This is a genomic window from Paenibacillus sp. GQ49 (genome assembly GCF_059759055.1).
In genome coordinates this window covers 87,292-108,605 of the sequence record NZ_JCAXEL010000016.1, presented here as the reverse complement: position 1 = coordinate 108,605, position 21,314 = coordinate 87,292, and the positions used below count along the sequence as shown (strand labels likewise).

General features: G+C 46.9%; 23 protein-coding genes. All 23 read left to right on the top strand.

Going from position 1 to position 21,314, the window contains the following annotated elements:
• Nucleotides 1–52 precede the first annotated feature (52 nt).
• The 23 genes from hbs (at nt 53) to AC6CIF_RS23320 (ending at nt 21,283) form a co-directional block, all read left to right on the top strand.
• Nucleotides 53–325 carry a non-specific DNA-binding protein Hbs gene (gene hbs, locus AC6CIF_RS23430; protein ID WP_024630670.1) on the top strand — a complete coding sequence of 91 codons (273 nt, stop codon included), beginning with the start codon at nt 53–55 and terminating at the stop codon, nt 323–325.
• A 168-nt stretch (nt 326–493) separates the two neighbouring features.
• Nucleotides 494–715, top strand: a complete 222-nt coding sequence (gene mtrB, locus AC6CIF_RS23425) for a trp RNA-binding attenuation protein MtrB (protein WP_017687697.1) — start codon at nt 494–496, stop codon at nt 713–715.
• 121 nt (nt 716–836) lie between these two features.
• A complete protein-coding gene (locus AC6CIF_RS23420) occupies nt 837–1,388 on the top strand; it encodes a hypothetical protein (RefSeq protein ID WP_498201720.1) in 552 nt (183 codons plus the stop codon).
• 101 nt (nt 1,389–1,489) lie between these two features.
• Entirely contained in the window at nt 1,490–2,353 is an 864-nt protein-coding gene (locus AC6CIF_RS23415; protein ID WP_076209916.1) for a heptaprenyl diphosphate synthase component 1, read from the top strand.
• Between the two features lie 15 nt (nt 2,354–2,368).
• The gene (locus AC6CIF_RS23410; protein ID WP_036607690.1) at nt 2,369–3,097 is read left to right on the top strand and encodes a demethylmenaquinone methyltransferase; all 729 of its coding nucleotides are present in this window, start codon (nt 2,369–2,371) and stop codon (nt 3,095–3,097) included.
• Nucleotides 3,090–3,956 carry a UbiA-like polyprenyltransferase gene (locus AC6CIF_RS23405; protein ID WP_221820314.1) on the top strand — a complete coding sequence of 289 codons (867 nt, stop codon included), beginning with the start codon at nt 3,090–3,092 and terminating at the stop codon, nt 3,954–3,956. The genes AC6CIF_RS23410 and AC6CIF_RS23405 overlap by 8 nt, the downstream gene beginning before the upstream one ends.
• Nucleotides 3,957–4,577 carry a UbiX family flavin prenyltransferase gene (locus tag AC6CIF_RS23400; RefSeq protein ID WP_017687702.1) on the top strand — a complete coding sequence of 207 codons (621 nt, stop codon included), beginning with the start codon at nt 3,957–3,959 and terminating at the stop codon, nt 4,575–4,577.
• 343 nt (nt 4,578–4,920) lie between these two features.
• A complete protein-coding gene (locus AC6CIF_RS23395; protein ID WP_017687703.1) occupies nt 4,921–5,895 on the top strand; it encodes a polyprenyl synthetase family protein in 975 nt (324 codons plus the stop codon).
• A 154-nt stretch (nt 5,896–6,049) separates the two neighbouring features.
• The gene (ndk, locus tag AC6CIF_RS23390) at nt 6,050–6,493 is read left to right on the top strand and encodes a nucleoside-diphosphate kinase (protein WP_498201719.1); all 444 of its coding nucleotides are present in this window, start codon (nt 6,050–6,052) and stop codon (nt 6,491–6,493) included.
• Nucleotides 6,494–6,518: 25 nt separating this feature from the next.
• Complete coding sequence (locus tag AC6CIF_RS23385; RefSeq protein WP_047843560.1) at nt 6,519–7,313, top strand: CheR family methyltransferase; 795 nt, start codon at nt 6,519–6,521, stop codon at nt 7,311–7,313.
• A gap of 178 nt (nt 7,314–7,491) precedes the next feature.
• Nucleotides 7,492–8,661 carry a chorismate synthase gene (gene aroC / locus AC6CIF_RS23380; protein WP_017687707.1) on the top strand — a complete coding sequence of 390 codons (1,170 nt, stop codon included), beginning with the start codon at nt 7,492–7,494 and terminating at the stop codon, nt 8,659–8,661.
• A gap of 1 nt (nt 8,662) precedes the next feature.
• A complete protein-coding gene (aroB, locus tag AC6CIF_RS23375) occupies nt 8,663–9,757 on the top strand; it encodes a 3-dehydroquinate synthase (protein ID WP_036607679.1) in 1,095 nt (364 codons plus the stop codon).
• Between the two features lie 5 nt (nt 9,758–9,762).
• Nucleotides 9,763–10,140, top strand: coding sequence for a chorismate mutase (gene aroH, locus AC6CIF_RS23370; protein WP_036607677.1), 378 nt, complete (start codon nt 9,763–9,765; stop codon nt 10,138–10,140).
• 692 nt (nt 10,141–10,832) lie between these two features.
• Entirely contained in the window at nt 10,833–12,401 is a 1,569-nt protein-coding gene (gene trpE / locus AC6CIF_RS23365) for an anthranilate synthase component I (protein WP_036607674.1), read from the top strand.
• Between the two features lie 68 nt (nt 12,402–12,469).
• Nucleotides 12,470–13,510 (top strand): anthranilate phosphoribosyltransferase, encoded by a 1,041-nt coding sequence (gene trpD / locus AC6CIF_RS23360; RefSeq protein ID WP_091034830.1) that lies wholly within the window; start codon nt 12,470–12,472, stop codon nt 13,508–13,510.
• The gene (trpC, locus tag AC6CIF_RS23355; protein WP_498201718.1) at nt 13,500–14,288 is read left to right on the top strand and encodes an indole-3-glycerol phosphate synthase TrpC; all 789 of its coding nucleotides are present in this window, start codon (nt 13,500–13,502) and stop codon (nt 14,286–14,288) included. Before trpD ends, trpC begins: the two co-directional genes overlap by 11 nt.
• A gap of 35 nt (nt 14,289–14,323) precedes the next feature.
• Nucleotides 14,324–15,025: a phosphoribosylanthranilate isomerase gene (locus AC6CIF_RS23350; protein ID WP_076210319.1), complete on the top strand. Its 702-nt coding sequence runs from the start codon at nt 14,324–14,326 to the stop codon at nt 15,023–15,025.
• Complete coding sequence (gene trpB / locus AC6CIF_RS23345; protein ID WP_017687714.1) at nt 15,022–16,221, top strand: tryptophan synthase subunit beta; 1,200 nt, start codon at nt 15,022–15,024, stop codon at nt 16,219–16,221. The genes AC6CIF_RS23350 and trpB overlap by 4 nt, the downstream gene beginning before the upstream one ends.
• Nucleotides 16,218–17,024 carry a tryptophan synthase subunit alpha gene (gene trpA / locus AC6CIF_RS23340; RefSeq protein ID WP_498201717.1) on the top strand — a complete coding sequence of 269 codons (807 nt, stop codon included), beginning with the start codon at nt 16,218–16,220 and terminating at the stop codon, nt 17,022–17,024. The genes trpB and trpA overlap by 4 nt, the downstream gene beginning before the upstream one ends.
• Nucleotides 17,025–17,110: 86 nt before the next feature.
• The gene (gene hisC / locus AC6CIF_RS23335; protein ID WP_036607664.1) at nt 17,111–18,211 is read left to right on the top strand and encodes a histidinol-phosphate transaminase; all 1,101 of its coding nucleotides are present in this window, start codon (nt 17,111–17,113) and stop codon (nt 18,209–18,211) included.
• A gap of 26 nt (nt 18,212–18,237) precedes the next feature.
• Nucleotides 18,238–19,332 carry a prephenate dehydrogenase gene (locus tag AC6CIF_RS23330; protein WP_074095636.1) on the top strand — a complete coding sequence of 365 codons (1,095 nt, stop codon included), beginning with the start codon at nt 18,238–18,240 and terminating at the stop codon, nt 19,330–19,332.
• A 725-nt stretch (nt 19,333–20,057) separates the two neighbouring features.
• A complete protein-coding gene (locus AC6CIF_RS23325; protein WP_062835180.1) occupies nt 20,058–20,651 on the top strand; it encodes an RNA polymerase sigma factor in 594 nt (197 codons plus the stop codon).
• Nucleotides 20,648–21,283, top strand: coding sequence for an anti-sigma factor family protein (locus tag AC6CIF_RS23320; RefSeq protein WP_076209924.1), 636 nt, complete (start codon nt 20,648–20,650; stop codon nt 21,281–21,283). Before AC6CIF_RS23325 ends, AC6CIF_RS23320 begins: the two co-directional genes overlap by 4 nt.
• Nucleotides 21,284–21,314 lie beyond the last annotated feature (31 nt).

Here is a 21,314-nt window from a genome sequence, read left to right as displayed (position 1 = left end):
AACGGAAACACAGTATAACATTCAGGACATTGATACAGGAGGTGAAAAACAAATGAACAAATCAGACTTGATTACACACGTATCTGAAGCAACTGAATTGTCCAAGAAAGATGTAACGAAAGCGGTTGATGCCGTATTCGAAGCAATCTCTGAGGCTCTTCAAAGCGGAGATAAAGTACAATTGGTTGGTTTTGGGAACTTCGAAGTTCGCGAGCGCTCTGCACGTAAAGGACGCAACCCGCAAACAGGTGAAGAAATCGAAATTCCTGCGAGCAAAATTCCTGCATTCAAACCAGGTAAAGCGCTCAAAGACGGAATTAAATAAGATTTCTACATATTCCATATGTCGACAAAAAGACCGTGACTTGTTCACGGCCTTTTCTTTTGCCCTTAACGATGATTTTTGCGGTTCATTCGTATAAGGCACAGGTTGACAAATGAAACAATCTTTATCATCATTAACGCTATCGAACGAAAGAAGGGGACATGCGTGATGGATCATCCAACCGGCAATGATTATATTGTAATTAAGGCAGAGGAAAATGGTGTCCAGGTGATCGGATTAACCCGAGGTCAGGATACACGTTTTCACCACACCGAGAAATTGGACAAGGGTGAAGTGATGTTTGCCCAATTTACCACCCATACTTCAGCTATTAAAATCCGGGGCAAAGCCACGCTGATTACCAAGCATGGACAGATTGAATCGGAGTAATGGACAGATTGAATATATTCAAATGAAGATTGCAGGCATAGCCTGCTTTTTTTCATTGTACAATGAGGTATGAGCCTTTACCGGACAGACTACACTAACAGGTAAAGGCAGGGAGGCGTATATGAAACCGCGGATGATTGTTACTGCTTCAATGCTGGCAACGGTTGCGGCGGTCTTTCTGCTTGTTGCGATACAAACCTTACATATGCGTACATGGGGCGGGGACAACGTACAGCCTGCCTCTGCATCACATCATCCAGTTCAGCTAACGAATGACAATCTGGTTGATGTGCTAAGTTCCATGCAACTATCAACGCCCATTGCAAGAGTGGAATGGAAACAGTCCATTTTGACGCTGGACCTCAAAGTTAAAGGAACGGGTACAAGTTACACTGAAATCTATGAAAACATGGCAGCTGTGGCGGATCTGGGCTTTCGGAGCCTGGATAACGTGGATCAGGTGCTGCTGCGTGTGATGGCAGAAGATGAATGGATGCATAAACGACATCTGTTACTTGCTGCTGATATTCGGCGTGGAGAGTGGCCTCTATATGCGATTGAAACATTACGGAACTGGAAAAGTGCGGCCTTTTCAGATGAATTGAAGGACTGGTTTCATTTGATGGAGACCGAACTCTGGAAGAAGCAATTCGAAATGACAGGTCAGGGGTAATAGAATAGCAGGATTCAGTGCGTGCCCGTTCAACATATGCTATAATATATAAGATTGTAGTGCAGAAATGGTTTAACAATGTTAAGGCTCGGAGGCTGAGAATGAATTCATATCGCGTACCCCAACTAGCAAAGAAATATACGGATTACGACATGATTCGACAACATACGGAAATCCCATCATTTCCGGATAGCCGGGCACGTCTGTTGCAGGTATTTGTGGGCCGCACAGACGAAAAGGTGCATCAAGAGTTATATGCTCTTGCAACTTCGCTCGTTCAGTTGGCCATGGATACGCATGATCGAATCGATACCATTTCCGGTGAGCGGAGAGAGCAGGAGATGCGTTCACGCCAGTTGAATGTACTCGCCGGGGATTATTTAAGTAGCCGTTTTTATCAATTGCTTGCCCAAGCGGGCAGAATTGAAATGATTGGCAAACTTAGTGGTGCTGTATCCGGAGTGAACGCACGCAAGATGACGCTGTATGAACGGATGAAGAAGCTTCTCGTTTCGGCTGATGAATACTTGCGTGAAACGGTACAGCTGAGGATGCAGCTGTTTCTTTCATTTACAGGCATGATTCAACATAACGAAGAGTCATTATGGAACAGCCTGTTGACCGAATTCAGCTCCTGCGAAACGATCGTGGAAGAACTGAAGCGGATGAATGACGCAAAACAATATCTTCATAGCTATGCATACTGGCACATATACGAGCATGGTAATGACGATGAACGCAATGTGTTGCGTCAGTCTGAACCGGATGCACGTGCATGGAACGCTATGGTGCTGAAGCATAGGGTTGGCGAGGTTTTGCTGGACAAGCTTCGCGAGTGTACACACCGCATTCAACTATTGTTGCAAGACGAGGAAGGGCGGATGGGCTTGCATGAGATACATGCAATTCTAGAGCCTTACCTGGCATATTTGCAGCCTTCACATGCGGCAGTAAGGGAAGATTGAGGGGGAGACAGACGAATGGGGAGCGGAGAGACCAAACCGAAAGAAGAATATGTCCATTCGGTTTTTCAGAGTATAGCCGGAAAATATGATGTCATGAATGATATTCTAAGTTTCCGCAGGCATAAGGCTTGGCGTAAATTCACCATGAAAAAGATGAATATGTCCAAAGGCGATACCGGTCTTGATTTGTGCTGCGGCACATGTGACTGGACGCTTGCTATGGCAGAGGCAAGTGAAACGGGGCACATGCACGGACTTGATTTCAGTAGCAACATGCTGGAGGTCGGCCAGACAAAGATCAATGCGGTGCAACGTCAAAAGCAGATTACCCTGACACAGGGAAATGCCATGTCACTTCCTTTTGAAGACAATTCATTTGATTATGTGACGATCGGGTTTGGGCTGCGTAATGTACCTGATCTCAGACAAGTGTTGTCTGAAATGAAACGTGTGGTCAAACCGGGTGGTATGGTTGTGTGCCTGGAATTGTCCAAGCCAACATGGCAGCCGTTCAAAGGCATTTATTATTTTTATTTTGAGAAGGTTTTACCGAATCTTGCGAAAGTGTTTGCTAAAAGTTTTGAGCAGTACAAATGGCTACCGGACTCACTGGCCATTTTTCCGGGAAGGCAGGAACTGGCAGATATCTTTGCAGAAACTGGATTACAACAAGTGCAGGCCTACCCTCTGACCGGAGGTATCGCGGCACTGCATATTGGAACCAAGGAGAATCAGCATGTTTAGGAAAATTCGCATCTTTTTAGAAATGATCAAGATTGAACACACGCTTTTTGCTTTACCTTTTGCATTTATGGGGGCCATTCTCGGTTCTATGGTAGTGAATGATACCTTCCCAAGCTGGATGCAGATCATGTGGGTATTGCTTGCGATGGTCGGCGCACGTAGTGCGGCTTTTGGTTTGAACCGAATTATCGACCAAGCGATTGATGGCAAAAACCCGCGTACCGCGATGAGAGCCATCCCGGCAGGGCTGTTGAAAAATGGGGAAGTTGTTATATTTGTCATTATCTCATTTATATTGTTATTCTGGGCCTCATCCAATCTTAATGTATTATCGATGCAGCTGTTGCCTATTGCTGTGTTTATGTTGGTACTGTATTCGTACACCAAACGATTCACATGGTTATGCCACGTTGTTCTCGGAATGACGATTGGTTTGGCACCACTTGGTGGCTGGGTAGCTGTAACAGGAACGATGGATTGGACAGCGATTGTGCTGTACGTTACGATTGTGTTCTGGACAGCGGGTTTTGATATTATCTATGCATGTCAGGATCTGGATTTCGATCAGGGAGAGGGGCTTCACTCCATACCTTCCCGTTTTGGCTTGGTTAAATCCTTGCAGATCGCCAAGTTCTTCCATGTGATTACTGCAATTGGTTTTCTTGCGTTATTGTTGATGACAGATCTGAGCTGGTGGTATGGTGCAGGCATGTTGGTGACGTATGGAATTCTGTTCTACCAACACTATATTGTATCGCCTAATGATATGAGCCGTGTTCAAACGGCGTTTTTTACCATGAACAGTTTGCTTAGTTTAATTGTATTTACGTTCACTCTAATTGATCTGGCGGTGAAATAAATGGTGCAGCAGCCGGACAATAAACGACTGGTTGTCGGAATTACCGGAGCGAGTGGCAGCATATATGGCATTCGATTAATTGAAACGTTGCTTGATTTGGAATATAACGTTCATCTGGTCATATCCAATGCAGGGTGGCGTGTACTGAAAGAAGAATTGGACTGGGATGTGACGAATCGGGACGCGGTGCTGGAAGAAAAATTCGGCAACCGTGCCGGTTCTCTGATCTATCATCCTGTGAGTGATATAGGGGCCTCCATTGCAAGTGGTTCTTATCTGGCCGACGGCATGATTATCATGCCATGTTCTATGGGAACTCTTTCGTCCATCGCGCAGGGATCGTCGGATAATCTGATGTCTCGCGCAGCCGATGTTATGATGAAAGAGGGAAGAACATTGATCCTCGTACCACGTGAGACGCCTCTTCATGCAATCCATCTGGAAAACATGCTGAAGCTTTCTCGTCTTGGTGTACGAATGATACCGGCTATGCCTGCTTTTTATTACAAACCTCAAACTATGGATGAGTTGATTCTATTTTTGGTTGGGAAAGTGCTGGATAGCTTGCGCATCCCACATCAACTGTTTACAAGATGGGGAGAACCGGATGAACGGGGATAACGACTGAGTTCGATACAAGGCTGTTTTTTGCCAAAGTGTTGCTCGGTTTATTTGTCCCCCGAATCCCGGGGTATTGGTGAGCACTGATGGTGAGTCTTCATGAACCACAGTCTTGACCCATGCTCCGGCAACTTCTGTATTTTGTTTCAGAACAAGTCGCAGAGTTTAATTTCCGGGTGTCGGCTATGACATTCGGAGAAGAAAAACACGTTAGATTACCTTATAGAACAACACAAGCAAGAACGGTAAGCCGGGTTTTTCGTAATGCCTGCAGGCCCGACTTGCTGGAGGGGAAGGTAAGCATGAATTTATGGACTGACAATACGCTGATACGGGTGAACGAATGAAACTATTGGATATTTTCGGGTTGTTAAAAAAGGACATGGATTACATTGAGAAAGAATTGTATCGCAGTGTTCGAGGAGAACAGAAGCTGCTGAGTGAAACGTCACTTCATTTGCTCAAAGCAGGAGGAAAACGGTTGCGGCCCGTTTTTGTGTTACTTGGTGGGAAATTTGGTACATACGACATTGAACGTCTGAAGCTGGTTGCGGTTCCGCTGGAACTCATTCATTCGGCATCCCTCGTTCACGATGATGTGATTGATAATGCGGAGACACGCCGAGGCAAACCTACGGTGAAGTCAAAATGGGATAATCGGATTGCCATGTACACTGGAGACTATATCTACGGTAAGGCACTTGAAATGACTGCCGGATTATCCGATCCAGCTATTCATCGTATCCTTGCCAAAGCTATGGTACAGATGTCCATTGGTGAGATGGAGCAAATTCGCGACTTTTTCAATACGGGACAAAGTGTTCGTAACTATCTGCTGCGGATTCGCCGCAAAACAGCACTTCTGATTGCGGTTAGCTGTCAGTTAGGGGCATTGGCTACACGTGCGCCTGAGCATGTATCTTCCCTGCTGTATACGTACGGATACAATGTGGGGATGGCTTTCCAGATTCAAGATGATGTACTTGATCTGGTAGGTACTGAGAAACAACTTGGCAAGCCACCTGGCAGTGACATGAAGCAAGGAAATATCACGCTTCCTGTACTTTATGCCTTGGAAGAATCCGATCTGCGGGAACCTTTGCTTAAGGAGATTTCCCGTGTCCAGCATGAAGAAGGACGGGCAAGTGCATCGGATGCAATTGGAATGATTCGCCAAAGTCAAGGAATTGCTAAAGCTGAAGCCCTTGCTGACCGATATATGAAGAAAGCGCTCGATGCTCTCGATCAGCTACCTAACATCAAGACGACCAAAAACCTGCGTGATATCGCTCATTTTGTGGTTAAACGTACGCATTAAACAATGTATGACCTTCAACTCTCGGATTACTCATACCCAAAGATGAACAGAACTGTGAGATTCCTCATTGGGAGGATTTGGACATGTATGTTACAATCAGAGGGATTGCGTTTACATAGTTATTAACTTTGAACCGTGAGTGAGGAGTGAGCTGATGGATCGTACATTTTTGATGGTGAAGCCTGATGGTGTGCAGCGTGGATTGATCGGTCGAATTATTAGCCGTCTGGAAGACAAAGGATTTAAGTTGGTGGCAGGCAAATTGGTGCAGATGTCTGAGGATCAGGCAAAACGCCATTATGCTGAACATGAGGGCAAACCGTTTTTCGATGATCTGGTTCGTTTTATCACATCTGGGCCTGTATTTGCCATGGTGTGGGAAGGGGACGATATTGTGGCGCTTGCGCGCATCGTCATCGGAAAAACCAATGTGAAGGAAGCAGCTCCGGGTACCATTCGCGGAGACTTCGCCAGCCACACACCACATAATCTGATTCATGGGGCAGATTCACCGGAAAGTGCTTCCCGTGAAGCAGCAAATTTCTTTGCTTCAGATGAACTGGTGGTATACGACAAGAGCATCGCAGGCTGGTTGTAATTATTAGCCAAAAGGGTGATACACGATGCTGGAGCAAGAACAACTACTAGACCCGGATTACACCGGATTCATTCGTAAAATCAAAGAGAGCACAGGCATTGATCTTGCTCAATACAAGGAAGGCCAGATGAAAAGAAGGCTGACCACACTTCGCAACAAAAACGGGTTTCATACATTTTCTAACTTTTTTGAAGCTATGCAGAAAGATAAATCATTGTTTTACGAGTTCCTTGATCGTATGACGATTAACGTGTCGGAATTCTGGCGTAATCCCAATCGTTGGGAAGTGCTGCGGGACGAGATCCTGCCTGAGCTGCTGGGGTCCAAGCGTCGTGCTAAAGTTTGGAGTGCGGCCTGTTCAACAGGTGAAGAACCTTATACACTTGCCATGATTCTGGACACGATGGGCATTTTGAAGGACAGCTCCATTACGGCAAGTGATCTGGATGAAGGTGCATTGGCCAAAGCCAAGGAAGGGCGTTATATGGAACGCTCGCTTAAGGATGTGCCAAAGGAAACGGCGAACCGTTACTTCAAGCAGGATGGCTTGGTATACCGTATTGATGAGCAACTCAAAAATTCAATCAAGTTCATGAAACAAAATTTGCTGGTGGACCGTTTTGACGATGGGTACGATCTGATTGTGTGCCGAAATGTCATGATCTATTTTACCGAGGAAGCCAAAAACCTGTTGTATCACAAATTTGCAGCAAGTTTGCGTCCAGGTGGTATTTTGTTTGTGGGCAGTACGGAGCAGATCTTCTCCCCGGGACAATATGGCCTGGAGACAGCAGAGACATTCTTCTATCGGAAGAAATAATGATAATGGTTGTTCAGCCGTCTGAAGCACATGTACATGTGTTCAGGCGGTTATTTGTATACCAAGTACAAGAAAGCGCCGACTTTCTTGTCAAAGCCGGTCAGCTATACTATAATAAGCAAAGAAATTATGGGATTTTAGCAATGTGAAGTTTAACAGTTTAAAGGGGGAACGTATTATGAGTTTACGCTATTTAACCGCAGGGGAGACGCACGGACCCCAATTGACCGCTATTATTGAAGGATTGCCAAGTAATTTGACGATTGATTTTGAAGAACTGAATTTCCAGCTTCACCGCCGCCAAAAAGGATATGGCCGTGGACGCCGGATGCAGATCGAGAAGGATCAGGCGAATTTTGTTGGTGGTATCCGTCACGGATATACAACAGGTGCTCCGGTAGCGCTGGTTGTTCAAAATAACGACTGGAAACATTGGCAGAATATTATGAATATTGAGCCGATTGAAGGCAGTGACGAAGAGAAACGTCGCGTTCATCGTCCTCGTCCCGGACACGCTGATCTTAACGGTGGACTCAAGTATAATCTTAAAGACTTGCGTAACGTACTGGAGCGCTCCAGTGCACGTGAGACAACGGTACGTGTGGCATGTGGTGCTATTGCACGTCAATTCCTGGCTGAATTCGGAATCAAGGTAGCTGGACGTGTACTTCGCATTGGAGAGATCGAAGCTCCGTATCAGGACCTTCCGATTGATGAACTGATCGCAGTAACAGAAGCTTCCTCTGTACGTGTTACGGATGCTGAGACAGAGAAGAAGATGGAAGCTTACATCGACCAGATTAAACAAGAAGGCGATTCCATCGGAGGAATAGTGGAATGTATCGTTGAAGGTGTACCTATTGGCCTTGGTAGTTATGTTCAATACGATCGCAAACTGGATGCACGAATCGCTCAAGGCGTAATGTCCATTAATGCATTCAAAGGTGTAGAGATTGGTATCGGATTCGAAGCCGGAGTCATTCGAGGATCACAGGTGCATGATGAAATCATGCATACGGACGAGCGCGGCTACCACCGGGCAACCAACCGTCTGGGTGGATTCGAAGGTGGTATGACAAACGGTATGCCAGTCGTTGTACGTGGTGTGATGAAGCCGATCCCAACGTTGTATAAGCCACTGCAAAGTGTCGATATTGATACAAAAGAAGCATTTACGGCTCAGGTTGAGCGCTCGGACGCTTGTGCTGTACCAGCAGCGAGTGTAGTTATGGAGCATGTTGTAGCGTGGGAAATTGCCAAAGCATTCCTGGAGAAATTCGGCGGGGATTCCATGGAAGAGATCCGTGCGAATGTTGCTAGTTATAACGCTCAACTGGAGAATTACTAATATGCGTCAGCTGACGGTACAGTTGGAGGAACGCTCATATCCGATTCTGATTGGCAGCGGTCTATTGGCACAAGCTCCTCAATATTTTGAGCAATATGGGTTGACCAAAAAAAGTCCGTTACTCATCATTACAGATGAAAATGTGGCTCCCAAATACTTGTCAGGTTTGGAGCAAACGCTGCGTACGGCTGGTTATACAGTCGTATCGGCGGTTGTACCCTCTGGTGAAACATCGAAATCCCTTTCGGTGTACCAGGATATGATGACCGTTGCGATCGAAGGCAAACTGGATCGGAGTTCTGCGATTCTGGCCTTAGGTGGTGGTGTCGTAGGTGATCTGGCTGGTTTTGTTGCCGCTACATATATGCGTGGAATCAAGTTTGTTCAAGTACCTACAACGATTTTGGCGCATGACAGCAGTGTGGGCGGCAAGGTGGCTGTCAATCATCCGCTGGCCAAAAATATGATTGGTGCATTCCATCAGCCCGAGCTAGTGCTCTATGATGTGGACACACTTCAATCCTTGCCGCCACGAGATGTATCGGCAGGGTTGTCAGAGATGCTGAAGCACGGGCTGATCCGTGATGAGGCTTTTGCACATTGGTGTGAGGAACATGCGGAAGAACTGCTTGCGCTTAATCCGGAAGCACTTGGATACGGCTTGGAACGTGGATGTGGCATTAAGGCGGAGATTGTATCCAGAGACGAACGTGAAAATGGAGAACGTGCGTTGTTGAACCTGGGACATACGATTGGTCATGCCATTGAAGCGATTGCCGGTTATGGAGAATTTCTGCACGGAGAAGCGATCTCGATCGGTATGGCTGGATCAGCATTGCTTGGTGAGAAGCTTGGTGCGCCAGCAGGGCTCTATGAAGATACGGTCCGCATGTTGCGTTCACTTCGCCTTCCAACAACGATGCCTGCGCATCTCGACACGGATGCATTAATGGAAGCGATGATGCATGACAAAAAGTTCCGTGAAGGTCATATGGTATTTATCATTCCTGATCGGATTGGGGCTGCAAGAATTGTGAAGGACGTACCTGTGTCGGCAGTTCGGGACGTCATTGAAATGCTCAGGAAGGGAGAATGACAGCAATGGTCACACGGGGAATTCGCGGGGCTACAACAGTCACGCAGAACAACGAAGAACAGATTTTGAAAGAAACGGCTGTATTGTTGCAGGAGATCGTGGATCGCAATGAGATCCAACCGGAAGATATCTGCAGTGTGTGGATTACGTTAACTGGGGATCTAGATGCTGCTTTCCCGGCAAAAGCTATTCGCCAACTGGATGGCTGGGAACTCGTACCACTGATGTGTGCACTGGAGGTTCCTGTTAAAGGTGCCTTGGCGCAGTGCATTCGTTTCATGGTGCATGTCAATACAAACAAAGCTCAGAATGAAATCAACCATGTGTATCTGAACGGTGCACAGGCATTACGTCCGGATTTGGCAACACCTTCTGGCTCTTAAGTAGTGGGTTGTCAAACCGATCATAATGATGTATAGTGAGAACCAGTTGAGTAGAGTAGAGATTGAGCTGAGAGCAGCTGAGCTAGTGGAGTATATAGCAGAGTCCAGTGGGTGGTAACCGGGGCAACAGAAACCGGTCAACTGATTCACGGTACGTCGTGCTACGGAATAGGTAACAGGAACAGGGAAAACAAACGTGTCATAGGACATCTTGTTTTGATATGTTTTGGTATAAACACAATCAATGCACTCTCCTATATTTTACGAAATATTGGAATGAGTAATTGAAGTGTTATAACTGATGTATTTTCCCGATTTGGATGATGTGAAATGCATCAATTCAGCGACCTGTGAATAATCCGACAGCGAAGTATAGGGACTTGTTATTTATGAAGCATCACCCTGTTAAATACAGCTTATAACCAAACCTCTACCTGATGGTAGAGGTTTTTTTCGTATATTGAATTGCTTCTTCTACCCCTATAAGTTCAACTAAACTTTTACACAAAAACGGAGAGGACAGAAATAACCTGAAGAAGCGGAGCGTTCACATTTATCACCGGATTTTCCCTTTTGAAAGGGAATCAAAAAAATCTGGGGATAACAGTGATCGGAAGGTTGTTCTGTCATCGAAGTGCTCAGTGTAAACAATCTTTAGTTGAACTTACCTAAATCTGAAAGGACGTGATCTGATGATAACGCCAAACGTTAATCAAGTACTGAAAATGTCGAATGAGTATAATCTGATTCCGGTAGTCAAACGGATTCTGGCAGATATGGAGACTCCGATTCGAATATTCCGCCGTTATGCTGACAATGACCGTGCATTCCTGCTGGAAAGTGTAGAGGGGGGGATTCAATGGGCGAGATACTCGTTCATCGGTACAGATCCGTTCCTGATGATTTCGGCCAAGAAGGGTCGGATCGTTGTAGAAGAAGCAGGGAAAACCCGTGAATTGCCAGGCAAACCGATTGAAGAACTGAAAGCATTGCTACGTAAGTATCGCAGTCCAAAAGATGATGAACTGCCACCATTCACAGGTGGAGCAATTGGGTTCTTTGGATATGATCTGCTGTCCTATTATGAGAAGCTTCCAGCTCACGCGCTGGATGACCTGAATATGGATGACATTCGCTTTATGTTCTGTGACCAGATTATCGTGTTTGACCATGTGAAGCAGCAGATGCTGCTCGTCGGAAATGTACACGTCAAGGACGGTGCAACGGATGATGAGATACGTCAAGCGTATGCAGTGACTTCGGAGAAACTGGAGCAGGCCGCAGAACGTTTGCAGCAGCAAGGGCCAGGGGAGAACCTGAATCCGCGTTCCATTCCGGGAGACGTGGAACTGGGGGATATTCGTTCCAACCTCACGAAGGAACAATTTATCGGTAATGTGGAGCAAGCCAAAGATTACATTCGCGCAGGTGATATTTTTCAAGTGGTATTATCCCAGCGTTTCCACATTGATACGGAAGTTTCTCCGCTTCACGTGTATCGTGTGCTTCGGACCCTGAATCCGTCACCTTATATGTACTACCTCAAAATGGATGATGAGATTATTGTTGGTACTTCGCCTGAAGCTTTGGTCAAGGTGGATGGAAATCGTGTGGAAACACGACCTATTGCAGGCACACGTCCAAGAGGGGCAACAGAAGCGGAAGATCGTGCACTCGCTGCTGATCTGCTCCAGGATGAGAAGGAACGCGCGGAGCATCTGATGCTGGTTGATCTGGGTCGTAACGATCTGGGCCGGGTATCCAGCTTCGGCAGTGTGAAGTGTGACATGTTCATGGAGATTGAACGGTATTCTCACGTTATGCACATGGTATCCAACGTTACGGGCGAGCTTAGAGAAGACAAGGATTTCTTCGATGCGTTTCTCTCATGCTTGCCAGCGGGTACTGTATCTGGAGCACCGAAACTGCGTGCAATGGAGATTATCGCGGAACTGGAGAAAGAGGCACGGGGTGCTTATGCCGGAGCGATCGGATACCTCGGATTCTCGGGTAACATGGACTCCTGTATTACGATTCGTACGATTATTTTCAAAAAAGGAAAAGCTTATGTACAGGCCGGAGCGGGAATCGTATGGGATTCTGTACCTGAGAATGAATATGAGGAAACGGTTAACAAAGCTAAAGCGTTGCTCAAAGCGATTCGAACAGCAGAAGCAATGTTTCCTGCCAAAGAAAAGGACAGCACGTTGAGACTGGCGAATGCAGACTACTTTGTCACACCAGCGGCCGCTAAGAACTGAGAGAGGAGAGACCGGAGATGAACATAAACCCAATAATGAATGAGAACCCTGTAACCCCCATTGCTGAGATTACTCGTGAGGAAGGCATGAAAAATGGCCTGGCGAAGATTCTAGAGGGCAGCCATCTGGAGCAAGCCGAAGCAAGAGATTTGATGTACTCGATTATGAGAGGTGAGGCAACGCCGGCTCAAATCGGAGGTTTGCTGATGGCGCTGCGGATGAAGGGGGAAACGGTGGATGAGATCACCGGTTTTGCTGAAGCCATGCGTGGTCAGGGCGGACGAATTCTAACGGATGGCAGCGGCTTGCTGGACACGTGTGGAACAGGTGGATCGGGTATTCACAAATTCAACATTTCCACAGCATCCGCGATCATTGCTTCGGCCGTCTCGGTTCGGGTCGCCAAACATGGCAACCGTTCAGCTTCAGGTAAAGCGGGTAGTGCAGATGTATTAGAGGCACTCGGTGTAAATATCCATCTGAACGGGGAGCAGGCTAGACAATGTCTTGATGATATCGGAATCTGCTTCTGTTTTGCCCAGGTATATCACCCTTCCATGCGACATGCTGCAGGACCAAGAAAAGAGCTGGGTGTTCGTACCATTTTCAACATGCTCGGACCTTTAACGAATCCTGCGGGAGCAGATCGCCAATTGCTTGGCCTGTATGATCGTTCCCGGACGCCGATGATTGCTGAAGTACTGAATCGTCTTGGTCTCAAAAGAGCGTTGGTTGTGGCCAGCCATGATGGTCTGGATGAAATCAGTATCTCGGCACCAACTCAGGTATCTGAACTTCGCAATGGTGAAGTGCACACCTACGATATTGATCCACGTGATATGGGTTTGTCTCTGCATCCGCTCGAAGCGGTGCTTGGAGGAGATGCGGCACAGAATGCCGAAATTATTAAGAGGATCTTCCAGGGTGAGCAGAGTGCCTATCGCGATGTCGTTCTGTTGAACGCCGGAGCGTGCATCTATGTATCCGGTCTTGCAGATAGCATTGCTGAAGGGGTGACACTTGCCGCAGAAGCGGTAGATTCGGGCAAAGCTGCCGGGAAGCTTGAACAGTTAATTCATACAACGGAGGCGTACAGTCATGTATCTTGATCGAATCGTTGCAACCAAACATAAAGAAGTTGAAGTTCTTGCACAGACATTTCGCATGGATGAAGCTATCCAAAAAATCGAACAACTACCCGCAACCCGGGGGTTTGAAAGAGCATTATCAAGCGGACGCAATCGCAAACTCGGCCTTATTGCTGAAGTGAAGAAGGCTTCGCCGTCCAAAGGGTTGATCCGTCCGGATTTTCATCCGGTAGAGATTGCTGCCGCTTATGAACGAGCAGGTGCAGACTGCATCTCCGTATTAACAGATGTGTCGTATTTTCAAGGGAGCAATGAGTACTTGCAGGCGATTCATCAAGCGGTGAACATTCCGCTATTGCGCAAGGATTTTATTATAGATGAACGACAGATTGCCGAGGCAAGATTGCTGGGTGCGGACGCGGTATTGCTGATTGCCAGTATTCTGACACCTGAACAGATTCGTCAATATCTGGAATTCGCCAAAAGTTTGGGGCTGGATGCCTTGATTGAAGTCCATGATCGAACAGAACTGGAGCAGGTATTGGAGATTCCGCAGGCAACACTTGTGGGCATCAACAATCGTAATTTGAAAACATTCGAAACCAGTCTGAACACAACACTGGATTTGATGGAATTGATTCCAAGTGGCGTTACCTTGATTAGCGAAAGTGGTATTGACGGACCAGAATCAACAGTACCTCTGATCCAGGCCGGTGTTCATGGTATTCTCGTAGGTGAGCATCTCATGCGCAAGGATGATGTCGAGGCGGCTGTATATGATCTGATGGGACCCAAATGATGAATACTTCCATACACGATGGCACAGGCGAAAGTATGTCAGAACTGAGAAACCCGCTGCCAGCGGCCGTAAAAATATGTGGACTTCAGGACGTTGAAGTGCTAAAATCGATGATAAACTTGCCTGTGGATTACATTGGTGTTGTTTTTGCCAAATCACGCCGCCGAATCGAACCCGAGCAGGCTGCTGCATTAAGAACGGTGTTGTTCGAATGGTCTACTTATGATCGGCCGAAGCTTGCGGGTGTATTTGTGAATCCTACGCTCGAAGAACTGGAACACATTATGGACATTGCTCAGCTGGATGTTATTCAACTGCATGGACAGGAGACTGCGGAATTTTGCCAGCAGGTGAAGCAGCGGTGGAATGCCAAAGTGTTCAAAGTTTTCTCTTTTCCCAAAGATGAAACGGGACCGGAAGCTGATGATGCAGCAATAAGGGCTCTTGATACTTATGATAAATTCGTGGATGCGATATTGCTCGATACCCATGATCCTCTATATGGAGGGGGCTCCGGCAAAACGTTTGCCTGGGAGCGAATCCCTGCCTATGCTGAATGGGCAAAAAGTCGCGAAATTGCTCTGTTCGTTGCAGGAGGTTTGCAGCCGGACAATGTACAACAACTAATACAGACATATGCACCTTTCGGCGTCGATGTATCCAGCGGCGTGGAGACTGAAGGTGTGAAGGATATTGCCAAGATTACAGCATTCGTAGAAAGGGTGAAGCAGGCATGACACATCAATTGCCGGATCAACACGGGCGTTTCGGTCACTTCGGAGGCCGCTTTGTACCTGAGACACTAATGAACGCACTTATTGAGTTGGAGGAGGCATACAGCCACTTCTCTGAAGATGAGGAATTTAACAAGGAACTGAATTATCTGCTAAGCGAGTATTCTGGACGTGAAACGCCATTGTATCATGCAGAGCAATTGTCACGCCGATTGGGCGGACCGAAAATTTATCTGAAACGTGAAGATCTCAATCATACAGGCGCGCACAAAATTAATAACGCCATTGGACAAGGTTTGCTTGCCAAACGGATGGGCAAAAAGAAAGTTATTGCCGAAACGGGTGCAGGTCAACATGGCGTTGCAACGGCAACCGTAGCCGCATTGCTTGGATTGGAATGCAAAGTATTTATGGGCGAAGAAGATACAGAGCGTCAACAGTTAAACGTATTTCGGATGAAGCTGCTCGGAGCAGAAGTGATTCCGGTGACGTCCGGAACACGGACACTGAAGGATGCTGGTAATGAAGCACTTCGCTACTGGGTCAGCAATGTGGAGGATACATTCTATGTGCTCGGATCAGTGGTTGGTCCTCATCCATATCCGATGATGGTGCGGAATTTCCAACGTGTGATTGGTGATGAGACCCGTCGTCAGATTCAGGAGATCGAAGGGCGTTTGCCGGATGTAATTGTAGCAGCTGTTGGTGGAGGAAGTAATGCGATCGGTATGTTCTATCCATTTATCGGTGATCAGGATGTGAAACTTGTTGGTGTTGAAGCCGCAGGCAAAGGGGTTGAAACCGAGTATCACGCTGCGACGATGACCAAAGGTACGCATGGTGTATTCCAGGGATCTATGAGTTACCTGTTGCAGGATGAGTATGGACAGGTTCAGCCAGCGCATTCCATCTCGGCCGGACTTGATTATCCAGGTGTTGGTCCGGAGCATTCCTATCTCAAGGATATTGAACGGGCAAAATATGTACCGATCACGGATCAGGAAGCACTGGATGCCCTGCAACTCCTATGTCGGACGGAGGGAATCATTCCTGCTCTGGAGTCTGCACATGCGGTAGCCCAAGTTGTCAAACTGGCGCCTGAACTTACAGCAGATGATATTGTAGTCATTTGTCTGTCGGGACGTGGAGACAAGGATGTTGAATCGATCATGAAATACACGGGAGGTGACTTGGGATGAATCTGATGGACCAGACCTTCCAGCAATTGAAGGAACAGAATCGCACGGCACTTATTCCATTCTTAACCGTGGGAGACCCGGATGTGGATACAACGATTGATATCATCAAGGAGCTTGAACAGGCTGGAGCGGACATTTTGGAACTAGGTGTTCCCTATTCCGATCCGCTTGCAGATGGCCCAGTCATTCAGCGTGCTTCCGAACGTGCGCTGAAAAGCCAGATTACCATTCGTACTGTTATGGAAACTGCTGCAAAAGCTCGTAAGGCAGGTGTGAAACTGCCGTTTGTACTGTTCACCTATTATAATCCGGTATTGCAGACAGGACTGGATGTATTCTTTGATGAATTGGTCAAACACGATATTAGTGGCATGATCATTCCGGACCTGCCGATTGAGGAAGCGGAAGAGATGCGTGAACGGGCAAATCGTGCGGGTGTGCATCTGGTGCCGCTTGTTGCACCTACCTCTAATGCCCGGATTGAGCGGATTGTAACGGGAGCGAGTGGCTTTATCTATTGTGTATCATCCCTAGGGGTAACCGGAGAGAGAGCTTCTTTCTTTGATGGCGTTGAAAGCTTCATTGAGATGGTGAAAAGTCTGACAGACCTCCCTGTAGCGGTAGGTTTTGGTATCTCCAGTCATGAGCAGGTGGCACATTTCTCCCGCATCTGCGATGGCGTTGTTGTAGGTAGTGCCATTGTTCGTCAGGTGGAAGATTCGATTCCTCTGCTTGAAAATCCGGATACGCGTGCAGCGGGACTGTTGCAAATTCGCAACTTTGTGGCACAATTAAAGGGATAGAGATGTCCTGAAAGGACATCTTTTGGACACATGAGGTGCACACTGATTCGTGTCTAACATTATTTCAATAACAGGAGGCGGTCGGGTTGAAACCGAAATCCCAGATTGTCAATCTGCCTGTGTACCAGCCGGGCAAACCGATTGAAGAAGTGAAACGTGAACTGGGGCTTGAACAAGTCATCAAGCTGGCCTCCAACGAAAACCCGTACGGCAGTTCTCCTGCCGCCCTGGAAGCCATTACGAGAGAAATGACGAATATAAGCATATACCCAGATGGTAGCTCGGTTGAGCTGACGGGAGTTCTTGCCAAGCATCTTGGCGTTGAACGGAACAACTTAATATTTGGTTGTGGTTCCGATGAGATTATTGCTTTGATCACAAGAGCTTTCTTCTTGCCGGGTGACGAGACCATCATGGCAGATCAGACATTTTCTGTATATAAAAGCAATGCAGATATTGAGGGTGCCGTGTCCATCGAAGTGCCTCTGAAAGATGGCACGCATGATCTGAGCGCGATGCTCGCGCAAATTAACGACAAAACCAAAGCAGTATGGGTGTGTAATCCAAATAATCCGACAGGTACGATTATCTCCGAGCAGGAACTTACAGCCTTTATGGACCGTGTGCCTGCTCATGTGATGGTTATACTGGACGAAGCTTATTATGAATTCGTAACCGATGAAGCATACCCGCAAAGTATACCATTGATCGAACGGTATCCGAACTTGGTCATACTGCGGACATTCTCCAAAATTTACGGTTTGGCTTCGCTCCGGATCGGGTATGGTATTGCACGTCCCGAAATTATTGATTTGATTAACCGTGTACGTGAACCGTTTAACACCTCCCGTTTTGGACAGGTTGCGGCAACCGCTGCACTACTGGATCAGGATTTTGTTCAAGAGTGCTCGAAGCGGAATGCAACGGATCGGGATTACCTGCAAAATGAATTTACACGGCTCGGATTGTCGTATTTCCCTTCACAGGGTAATTTCATTATGGTTGACCTGAATATGCCTTCGGCAATTGCGTTCCAATCCTTGCTCAAACAAGGCATTATCGTTCGCTCAGGATTCCACGTATACCCAACTTACATTCGTGTGTCCGTCGGAACATCAGAACAGAACCGTGCATTTGTCACGGCACTGGAGAACACGCTGGCTGAGAAGGCGGTAGCACGCCCTTAATACTGGCGATGAAAGAGTGAGGACCCATGAAACTAAAAATTGCAATGATTGGTGTAGGACTCATCGGCGGTTCACTGGCGCTCTGCTTCAAAGGCAAGCCAGGTGTAACCGTGATGGGTTACGCCCACTTGGATGAACTGAAGGACAAGTACATAGCGAGCGGTGTAGTGGATGATGCTACGCTCTCTCTGGAAGAAGCGGTAGAGGATGCCGACTTTATTTTTTTGTGCGTTCCCGTAGGTTTGCTTGAATCCTATTTTGAAAAGCTCTCCAAGCTGCCATTGAAAAAAGGATGTATCATCACGGACGTTGGAAGCACTAAAGCTTCCATTGCCGCTTGTGCCGAGCATGTGCGGTTGACTGACGCTTACTTCATTGGTGGTCACCCTATGGCGGGGTCGGAGCGTGCAGGCGTAGATGCGGCCTCAGCCGTGTTATTTGAGAATGCATACTATGTCTTAACCCCTTCAGAACATGTACCTGAGGAAGCCTACAGCAGGTTGTCTGAGCTGCTTGCGTATACGCGGGCACAGATCGTGCGTGTGGAACCTCTGCTGCACGATGACATCGTGGGGGCGATTAGTCATCTGCCACATGTTATTGCTGTTGCGCTGGTGAATCAGGTACGTGAATATAATGAGTCGAATCCACTGTATAAAATGCTGGCTGCAGGCGGTTTTCGGGATATTACCCGGATTGCGTCCAGTGACGCGATTGTGTGGAGAGATATCTTGCTTAGCAACCGTGATGTACTGCTGGGCTTGCTTAAGGACTGGAATAGCCAGATGACGGCCTTTACGGATATGCTGGAGCATAAGAACGGTGAAGGCATAGAGGAGGCATTCCGTCAGGCCCGCGAGTTCCGCAGTATATTACCAGAACGACGCAAAGGCATGATTTCGCCGTTATTTGATCTATATACTGATGTCCAGGATGCACCAGGTATGATCGGTAAGATCGCAACTGAGCTTGGGGCGAATGACATCAACTTGAGCAACTTGGAGATTATCGAAAACCGGGTGGATGTGCCGGGCATTATGCGTCTGTCTTTCCGTCAGGAAGAAGATATGGAACGAGCCAAGACGTTATTGGATTCCTTAGGCTATCAAGTGTGGATATGAGACGAGAAAGAGGGCGAAAGCCCTCTTTTTTGTGAGGATATATGGGAGTTGTTATTTGATTTTCAGTCACAGAAAAAAAGGATGTATTATCCTGATTTACCGAAAGATATAATTAATTCAAACAATTTTACTGAAAGTGTTGACAAAATGAAAACGTATACATATAATAAGGGTACAGTATGGTTTCTCTCCACTCCTATCCAATAACTGTATTGCTCCACGTGAGCAATGGCCGCTTATGTAAGCGGTCTTTTTTTTGTCTCAAAAAGTTAGGGGAAGGCATTTATATGTTAAAAGTTACACTTGAACTTACATCCTCTATTTACATCTCCCTCCTTAATCTGTTAGGATACCTTAGATCAAATAAATATCACATTTTTGTAACCTTTTCGGTATGTCGTCCGTCTATATAAGTAAGGCTCACCAAAAAGGCTCAAAATGAAGTCATGAACTTGAAAATGATCGCATATGAATGACTGGTCGGGTTCTGTGGATACCAATGGATTTGCCAGGATGATGCAGACCGTTGTACAATAAATACTGTTAATGTAGAAACGTTGGGGAAATTGCCATTACATAGGGGAATTTGGCGGGAAGGCCAGTTATGGCGCTGAACGCTGTTTATATGCGGTGAGAACCGCAACTTTTTTGTGCCTGTTCGGTAATACATGGATAGAGTCGAACGGGGAGAAGCACATGGATGGGCGAGGAGGGGTCGCACTCAAATGACGGATTCCCAGTTGATTCGAGAGATCAAGGAAGGTAACCTGGAGTTATATTCCGAGCTGATGAGTCGTTATCAGCGTAAAATACTGGCTTTCGTATATCATATGTTGAAAAGTTCCAATATGGAGCTGCTTGCGGAAGATCTCTGTTCTGAGACTTTCTATAAGGCGTTCCGCAGTCTGCACTCTTTCCGTGAGGTGGATGCCTCATTCTCAACCTGGTTATATACCATTGCGAGAAATACGGTGCTGAGTGAGCTTCGCAAACAGCGCAGCGGAAATGTCCCACTTGAAGAGAGCGGGATTGTTCCCGTTGCTCCTTCGGAGAATGCACCGGAGTATGCTGTACTACGCAGCGAGCGGGTGATGCTGGTTAGGGATGCGATTAACAATTTACCGGAGAAGCAGCGTTCTGCGATTATACTCCGTGAGTATGATCAACTAGACTACCAAGAGATTGCGAATATTCTTGGGCAGAGCGTCAGTTCTGTGAAATCGCTATTATTCAGAGCAAGATCAAGCGTAAAAACTCAATTGGAACCTTATTTCTTCGAACCGGTGTACGAGCCATATGAAGGGATGAAGAACCGATGAATTGCAATGAAGCCCAGGAACTGTTTGCACTGGTCTGGGACTTGCCGGAAACTCATCCTCAGCGGATTGCATTTCATGCTCATCTCGCTGGTTGTGATGAGTGCTCCGAGCAGTTTGAGGTCTGGGAAGAAGCTCAGATCTTGCTGCACAGCATTCCGGTTCCAGTGACAGAACAACAGGCAGAGAGAGTGAACCGTAACGTTATGGACCGGATCTACGCGGAGTCTCCATGGCTTCTGCCGGAAGAGGTAAAGGTTAATCGTTTCTCTGCTGTGATCCGCAAGCATATGTCTTTGTGGATCGCCGCGTTCCTGGCTATTTTTTTATGCAGCTTTCTGTATATGGCAATGTTTAAGCCAGACGTATCAGAAGCTGAGCAAACCAAGGTTGTTGCTACGGGTATTCTGGAGACAGGGGTTGCCGGAAGCGGACCATCGTCCTCTGGAATGTATCAGTACAACATGACTGGAGCGGACAGAGGAAGTATCATAGAACCTTTTGTTGTGAGCATGGGACCTGCTTATCCGCAGTATTGGATGGCCCTCTCTTTACTTGCAATAGGAATGGCGTTATTTTCTCTTGGACGTATGCATCGAACAACGAATAAACGCAAACAAGGTGCGAGTGCATAGGTAATAACCTTTCGTTCGCCGTGTGGAGAAA

Excerpts from the sequence above, each read along its gene's own strand:
- hbs (WP_024630670.1), top strand. The coding sequence starts at position 53 with ATGAACAAATCAGACTTGATTACACACGTATCTGAAGCAACTGAATTG.
- mtrB (WP_017687697.1), top strand. The coding sequence starts at position 494 with ATGGATCATCCAACCGGCAATGATTATATTGTAATTAAGGCAGAGGAA.
- AC6CIF_RS23420 (WP_498201720.1), top strand. The coding sequence starts at position 837 with ATGAAACCGCGGATGATTGTTACTGCTTCAATGCTGGCAACGGTTGCG.
- AC6CIF_RS23415 (WP_076209916.1), top strand. The coding sequence starts at position 1,490 with ATGAATTCATATCGCGTACCCCAACTAGCAAAGAAATATACGGATTAC.
- AC6CIF_RS23410 (WP_036607690.1), top strand. The coding sequence starts at position 2,369 with ATGGGGAGCGGAGAGACCAAACCGAAAGAAGAATATGTCCATTCGGTT.
- AC6CIF_RS23405 (WP_221820314.1), top strand. The coding sequence starts at position 3,090 with ATGTTTAGGAAAATTCGCATCTTTTTAGAAATGATCAAGATTGAACAC.
- AC6CIF_RS23400 (WP_017687702.1), top strand. The coding sequence starts at position 3,957 with ATGGTGCAGCAGCCGGACAATAAACGACTGGTTGTCGGAATTACCGGA.
- AC6CIF_RS23395 (WP_017687703.1), top strand. The coding sequence starts at position 4,921 with ATGAAACTATTGGATATTTTCGGGTTGTTAAAAAAGGACATGGATTAC.
- ndk (WP_498201719.1), top strand. The coding sequence starts at position 6,050 with ATGGATCGTACATTTTTGATGGTGAAGCCTGATGGTGTGCAGCGTGGA.
- AC6CIF_RS23385 (WP_047843560.1), top strand. The coding sequence starts at position 6,519 with ATGCTGGAGCAAGAACAACTACTAGACCCGGATTACACCGGATTCATT.
- aroC (WP_017687707.1), top strand. The coding sequence starts at position 7,492 with ATGAGTTTACGCTATTTAACCGCAGGGGAGACGCACGGACCCCAATTG.
- aroB (WP_036607679.1), top strand. The coding sequence starts at position 8,663 with ATGCGTCAGCTGACGGTACAGTTGGAGGAACGCTCATATCCGATTCTG.
- aroH (WP_036607677.1), top strand. The coding sequence starts at position 9,763 with ATGGTCACACGGGGAATTCGCGGGGCTACAACAGTCACGCAGAACAAC.
- trpE (WP_036607674.1), top strand. The coding sequence starts at position 10,833 with ATGATAACGCCAAACGTTAATCAAGTACTGAAAATGTCGAATGAGTAT.
- trpC (WP_498201718.1), top strand. The coding sequence starts at position 13,500 with ATGTATCTTGATCGAATCGTTGCAACCAAACATAAAGAAGTTGAAGTT.
- AC6CIF_RS23350 (WP_076210319.1), top strand. The coding sequence starts at position 14,324 with ATGTCAGAACTGAGAAACCCGCTGCCAGCGGCCGTAAAAATATGTGGA.
- trpB (WP_017687714.1), top strand. The coding sequence starts at position 15,022 with ATGACACATCAATTGCCGGATCAACACGGGCGTTTCGGTCACTTCGGA.
- trpA (WP_498201717.1), top strand. The coding sequence starts at position 16,218 with ATGAATCTGATGGACCAGACCTTCCAGCAATTGAAGGAACAGAATCGC.
- AC6CIF_RS23330 (WP_074095636.1), top strand. The coding sequence starts at position 18,238 with ATGAAACTAAAAATTGCAATGATTGGTGTAGGACTCATCGGCGGTTCA.
- AC6CIF_RS23325 (WP_062835180.1), top strand. The coding sequence starts at position 20,058 with ATGACGGATTCCCAGTTGATTCGAGAGATCAAGGAAGGTAACCTGGAG.
- AC6CIF_RS23320 (WP_076209924.1), top strand. The coding sequence starts at position 20,648 with ATGAATTGCAATGAAGCCCAGGAACTGTTTGCACTGGTCTGGGACTTG.